Annotated in this window: 3 protein-coding genes; all 3 read right to left on the reverse strand. The window is 44.9% G+C overall.

Annotated elements, in window-relative coordinates:
* Positions 1 to 40: 40 nt before the first annotated feature.
* Positions 41 to 898 (reverse strand): SDR family NAD(P)-dependent oxidoreductase, encoded by an 858-nt coding sequence (locus C7R94_RS29280; protein ID WP_106786003.1) that lies wholly within the window; start codon positions 896 to 898, stop codon positions 41 to 43.
* Positions 899 to 1,178: 280 nt separating this feature from the next.
* The gene (locus C7R94_RS29290) at positions 1,179 to 1,829 is read right to left on the reverse strand and encodes a hypothetical protein (RefSeq protein WP_047069640.1); all 651 of its coding nucleotides are present in this window, start codon (positions 1,827 to 1,829) and stop codon (positions 1,179 to 1,181) included.
* A 201-nt stretch (positions 1,830 to 2,030) separates the two neighbouring features.
* Positions 2,031 to 2,420: hypothetical protein (locus C7R94_RS30130; RefSeq protein WP_158264718.1), on the reverse strand; the 390-nt coding region annotated here is incomplete at its 5' end.

Below are 2,420 nucleotides of genomic sequence, written 5' to 3' on the forward strand. Positions count from 1 at the left end.
TACAAACGGGGGTCAGTCCCTTTAGGAGCGTGGCTTTTTGTTAAATATGCGAGGGAATCACGAACGTCGGGTTATGCTGGTTCAAAATATCTTCCATTCGCTGACGCACCGTTTCTTTATACGAGGGATCCGGCAGAATGTAAAAGCGATTGCTCCTGATCGCCAAAAAGGTGTGATCAGCTACTTCTTTCGGAGACATTCCTTGCTCGACACCTGAACGAATGAACTGGTCGATGGCGGTGGTCATGGGTGAGGGCTCCACAATATCTCCTGGTTTACTGTACTCCGCTGGACGATTGCGATGGGCGTCACATATTTGCGTCTGAACAAAGCCAGGGCATAAAACGGAAACGCCAATTTTGGATTGGATCATTTTCAATTCGTGGTAGAGGGTTTCCGACAGACTGACTAATGCATGCTTGCTGACACGATAAATGCTATTCCCTGGTCCAGACTCTAGACCAGCGAGAGAGGCGGTGTTCACGATGTGGCATTCTGTCCCTTGTTTTAACATCATGGGTACGAAAACTTGTGTAGCGTGAATGGCTCCCCACAAGTTCACATTCATGACCCATTGCCAATCAGCGAGGGTGCTTTGCCAGATAGTCGACCCTGCGCCAACCCCTGCATTGTTGAACAATAGATGGACAGCACCAAACGAGTCTAGCGTTTTCTGTGCGAGCGTCTGGATATCTTTTTCTTTGCCGACATCCGTTACGACGGCGAGGACAGTTGCTCCTGCTGACTGTAACTCCTGCTCTACTTGTTGGAGCGCCGATACTTCCACATCGGCAAGAACGACCTTCATTTGCTCCTCAGCACAGCGCATTGCCAATGCACGACCGATACCGCTGGCCGCCCCGGTAATGACCGCTACTTTGTTTTCAAACTGATTCATGATAGGCCTCCTTTAACAATTCATAAACGTAGTGATGCGTTGTTTTGATTATAATAGACAATTTATGAAGATGTCTATTATAATTTCGTGTGAGTGCAATCGGGATACTTCGAGCATGTGGTAATATGAACAGCTTATTGATTGGGTGGCAAATAGGAGGGGGTTAATGGATTGGATGGTAACGCTGAGCTTGCGCTGTGGCTACACGATAGCGGAAAAGCTAAAAAAGCACCCATTGACGGGTGCTTTTTACTCTGTATGAGGGGGAATCGTTGTTTCCTTATTGCACTTTGTAAGACATCAAAATTTCTTGCGCGATCGGCTTCCACTCTTCCATTTGTGCCTCGGTGCAATTGAAAGTGGTCATCAGCATTTTGCCGTCGAGCTCTGTAAAGAAAATGAGGTTGTAAATTTTCGTATCAGCAGCAGGAGTCAGCAGTTCGAACACACCAACGTTTTTTCCGTTGATTTGGATTACTTCATCGCGATACCAGGTTGCATCTTTGTACATATTGGAAAACGCTTGTTTCATCGGGTCCTTCAGGTCTTTGATGAGGCTGTCCTCCTGAATAGGAGTTTCAGTATGACTAAACGCAATGTTAATGGAACCTTTTTCATCGGTATAAATCAAGGAAGGACGATTTTCCATCGGGTATTTTGTTTTTGCCATCTCTTCGGACATGACAGTAAAGCCTTTTGGAATCAAGATTTCCACTTTGTCATTCAGAACCTTTTTCGCTTCCAGCTTGTCGTTAGTTGTTGCAGTTGGCGCTGGTGCAGCAGAATCAGTTTTTGGAGCTTCAGTTGTTTTAGCAGCTTCTGTGGTTTGTGCTGCATTTTGCTCAGCTGGCTTTGTATCAGCTGGTTTGTTCGAACAAGCAGAAACAGCCAGCATGGAGAGCAGCAAAGCTACGGATACTAGTTTTTTCATCTGAATTGATCCACCTTTTTATACATAATTGGAAATGTACGGAATTTCCTTTCCGATTCTATCATGGGGTGTATAATATTGGGAATACGGGAGGTTAATTGTGAATATTCGAATAATAGTTCTTCTCTCTTACATGCCCAAGTGGACTAGGACAAAATACACCCATTTAAAATGTGATAAAATGAGTATAATTGCCTATTTTCATATATTGTTTGTCGTAATATAGCGGTCGCGAATCTTCTCTCTCAAATAATTTACCGCAAAACGCAAAAACGCCCCGTTCCACCCCATATAAATACCGAAATTGTTCAGCTGTGCAACATGCCCGAGCATGACAAAGCGCTTGAAACGGGCATTCCGACCTTTTGGTGCTTGCAGTCTGCCATTGATGCGCAGCGTACTCCATCCCCACAAATGGGTGAAGCAATAATGCAGGGCCTCAGATGACAGCTCCACATCACAATCGAATGGGTCGCATGGGGATTCGATCAACCCATCTGCCAGGGAAAAGCGAAATGTCTTTTGATAGTCTGACAAATAAAAGGTAACGGGTCTAACGATAAAGAGAAACAGCGAATGATTATTTTTCCG

The sequence above is a fragment of the Brevibacillus sp. NRRL NRS-603 genome (assembly GCF_003013445.1).
Lineage (GTDB): Bacteria > Bacillota > Bacilli > Brevibacillales > Brevibacillaceae > Brevibacillus > Brevibacillus formosus.

Excerpts from the sequence above, each read along its gene's own strand:
- C7R94_RS29290 (WP_047069640.1), bottom strand. The coding sequence starts at position 1,829 with ATGAAAAAACTAGTATCCGTAGCTTTGCTGCTCTCCATGCTGGCTGTT.
- C7R94_RS29280 (WP_106786003.1), bottom strand. The coding sequence starts at position 898 with ATGAATCAGTTTGAAAACAAAGTAGCGGTCATTACCGGGGCGGCCAGC.